We start from the raw sequence: 3,562 nt of genomic DNA on the forward strand, positions 1-3,562 counted from the left end.
CGCCAGTGGCGTTGGTGATCGTGGTGCTAACGGTCGAGCCGTTGTTGTACACATCGTTGGCTGGGGTGTGGAACACCACCGTGCCTGCGGACTTGCCCGCTTCGATATTAATTGTCTGACCGTTGCTCAACGTCACGGTCACAGCGGTTTGCGCTGGATTGGTCAACGTAGCGGTGTAAGTGATATCACCGCCTTCAACGACTGACGGGTTCGCCGTCAGAGTAACGGTGGTGGTGTCGACCGAGTCGGTGATGGTGGTCACGGCTGGTGCCGAGTTCGTCGCCAGCTTTTCGAAATTACCGCCAGTGGCGTTGGTGATCGTGGTGCTAACGGTCGAGCCGTTGTTGTAGACGTCGTTGGCTGGGGTATGGAACACCACCGTGCCTGCGGACTTGCCCGCTTCGATATTAATTGTCTGGCCGTTGCTCAACGTCACGGTCACAGCGGTTTGCGCCGGGTTGGTCAATGTAGCGGTGTAAGTAATGTCACCGCCTTCAACGACCGACGGGTTCGCCGTCAGGGTAACGGTGGTTGTGTCGACCGAGTCGGTGATGGTGGTCACCGCTGGCGCAGAGCTCGTCGCCAGCTTTTCGAAATTACCGCCAGTGGCGTTGGTGATCGTGGTGCTAACGGTCGAGCCGTTGTTGTACACATCGTTGGCTGGGGTATGGAAAACAGCGCTGCCGGAGGATTTGCCCGCTTCGATGTTGATCGTCTGGCCGTTGCTCAGGGTGACGGTCACAGCGGTTTGCGCTGGGTTGGTCAGCGTAGCGGTGTAAGTGATGTCACCGCCTTCAACGACCGATGGGTTCGCCGTCAGAGTAACGGTGGTGGTGTCGACCGAGTCGGTGATCGTGGTCACCGCTGGCGCAGGGTTTTTAGCCAGGTTCTCGAAGTTACCGCCTTCTGCTTTGTTGATGGTGGTGCTAACGGTTGAACCGTTGTTGTACACATCGTTTGCAGGCGTCTGGAAGACAGCAGTCCCGGAGGATTTGCCTGCTTCGATATTGATCGTCTGGCCGTTGCTCAGGGTGACGGTGACCGCTGTTTGCGCCGGGTTAGTCAGCGTAGCGGTGTAAGTAATGTCACCGCCTTCAACAACCGACGGGTTCGCCGTCAAGGTAACGGTAGTGGTGTCGACCGAGTCAGTGATGGTGGTCACAGCCGGAGCTGGATTCGGTACCAGGTTCTCGAAGTTGCCGCCAGTTGCGTTGGTGATTGTCGTGTTGACGGTCGAACCGTTGTTGTAGACATCGTTGGCGGGGGTTTCGAATACAACGGTGCCAGCGGACTTGCCCGCTTCGATGACGATGGTCTGGCCGTTGGAAAGCGTCACTGTCACCGCAGTCTGCGCTGGGTTAGTCAGCGTAGCGGTGTAAGTGATATTGCCGCCTTCAACGACCGAGTTATCTGCGGTCAGTGTGACGGTGGTGGTGTCGATGGAGTCGGTGATCGTAGTCACCGCTGGCGCCGAGTTCGTCGCCAGATTTTCGAAGTTACCGCCTTCTGCTTTGGTGATCGTGGTGCTAACGGTCGAGCCGTTGTTGTACACGTCGTTGGCAGGGGTGTGGAAGACAGCATTCCCGGAGGATTTCCCTGCTTCAATGTTGATCGTCTGGCCGTTGCTCAGGGTGACGGTCACAGCGGTTTGCGCTGGGTTGGTCAGCGTGGCGGTGTAAGTAATATCGCCGCCTTCCACGACCGACGGGTTCGCGGTCAGGGTAACAGTGGTGGTGTCGACCGAGTCGGTGATGGTGGTCACCGCTGGCGCCGAGTTCGTCGCCAAATTCTCGAAGTTACCGCCTTCTGCTTTGGTGATCGTAGTGCTGACGGTCGAGCCGTTGTTGTACACATCGTTTGCAGGCGTCTGGAAAACAGCAGTTCCAGAGGATTTGCCGGCTTCGATGTTGATCGTCTGGCCGTTGCTCAGGGTGACGGTCACAGCGGTTTGCGCTGGGTTGGTCAGCGTGGCGGTGTAAGTAATATCGCCGCCTTCAACAACCGACGGGTTCGCCGTCAGGTTAACGGTGGTGGTATCGATCGAGTCGGTGATCGTGGTCACAGCCGGAGCTGGATTGGTCGCCAGGTTCTCGAAGTTACCGCCAGTAGCGTTGGTGATCGTCGTGTTGACGGTCGAACCGTTGTTGTAGACATCGTTGGTCGGGGTTTCGAACACCACCGAGCCTGCGGACTTGCCAGCTTCGATGTTGATCGTCTGACCATTGCTTAACGTCACGGTGACCGCTGTTTGCGCCGGGTTGGTCAGCGTAGCGGTGTAAGTAATATCACCGCCTTCCACGACCGACGGGTTCGCGGTCAGGGTAACAGTGGTGGTGTCGACCGAGTCAGTGATGGTGGTCACCGCTGGCGCCGAGTTCGTCGCCAAATTCTCGAAGTTACCGCCTTCTGCTTTGGTGATCGTGGTGCTAACGGTTGAACCGTTGTTGTACACATCGTTGGCTGGCGTCTGGAAAACAGCAGTTCCAGAGGATTTGCCGGCTTCGATGTTGATCGTCTGGCCGTTGCTTAGGGTGACGGTCACAGCGGTTTGCGCTGGGTTGGTCAGCGTAGCCGTGTAAGTAATATCACCGCCTTCCACGACCGACGGGTTCGCGGTCAGGGTAACAGTGGTGGTGTCGACCGAGTCAGTGATGGTGGTCACCGCTGGCGCCGAGTTCGTCGCCAGATTCTCGAAGTTACCGCCTTCTGCTTTAGTGATCGTGGTGCTAACAGTCGAGCCGTTGTTGTACACATCGTTGGCTGGCGTCTGGAAAACAGCAGTTCCAGAGGATTTGCCGGCTTCGATGTTGATCGTCTGGCCGTTGCTCAGGGTGACGGTCACAGCGGTTTGCGCTGGGTTGGTCAGCGTAGCGGTGTAAGTAATACCACCGCCTTCCACGACCGACGGGTTCGCGGTCAGACTAACGGTGGTGGTGTCGACCGAGTCAGTGATGGTGGTCACGGCTGGCGCCGAGTTCGTCGCCAAATTCTCGAAGTTACCGCCTTCTGCTTTGGTGATCGTGGTGCTTACGGTCGAGCCGTTGTTGTACACATCGTTGGCTGGGGTTTGGAACACCGCAGTCCCGGAGGATTTGCCTGCTTCGATGTTGATCGTCTGACCATTGCTCAACGTGACGGTCACAGCGGTTTGCGCTGGGTTAGTCAGCGTAGCGGTGTAAGTGATATTGCCGCCTTCAACAACCGAGTTATCGGCGGTCAGGGTGACGGTGGTGGTGTCAATCGAGTCAGTGATCGTGGTCACAGCCGGAGCTGGATTCGTTACCAGGTTCTCGAAGTTGCCGCCAGTGGCATTGGTGATCGTCGTATTGACGGTCGAGCCATTGTTGTAAACGTCGTTCGCCGGGGTTTCAAACACAACCGAACCAGCAGATTTGCCAGCCTCAATGACGATTGCCTGGCCGTTGCTCAACGTGACAGTTACAGCAGTCTGCGCCGGATTTGTCAGTGTGGCGGTGTACGTGATGTTGCCGCCTTCAACAACCGAGTTATCGGCGGTCAGGGTGACGGTGGTGGTGTCAATCGAGTCAGTGATCGTGGTCAC

General features: G+C 57.3%; 1 protein-coding gene. It reads right to left on the minus strand.

Annotated features, from left to right (window positions below):
• A partial coding sequence (locus tag Q7C20_RS26555) for a beta strand repeat-containing protein (protein ID WP_375071164.1) occupies positions 1–3,562 on the minus strand: 3,562 nt, incomplete at both ends.

The organism is Pseudomonas sp. AMR01, assembly GCF_041946035.1.
GTDB classification, from domain to species: Bacteria; Pseudomonadota; Gammaproteobacteria; order Pseudomonadales; family Pseudomonadaceae; genus Aquipseudomonas; species Aquipseudomonas antarctica_B.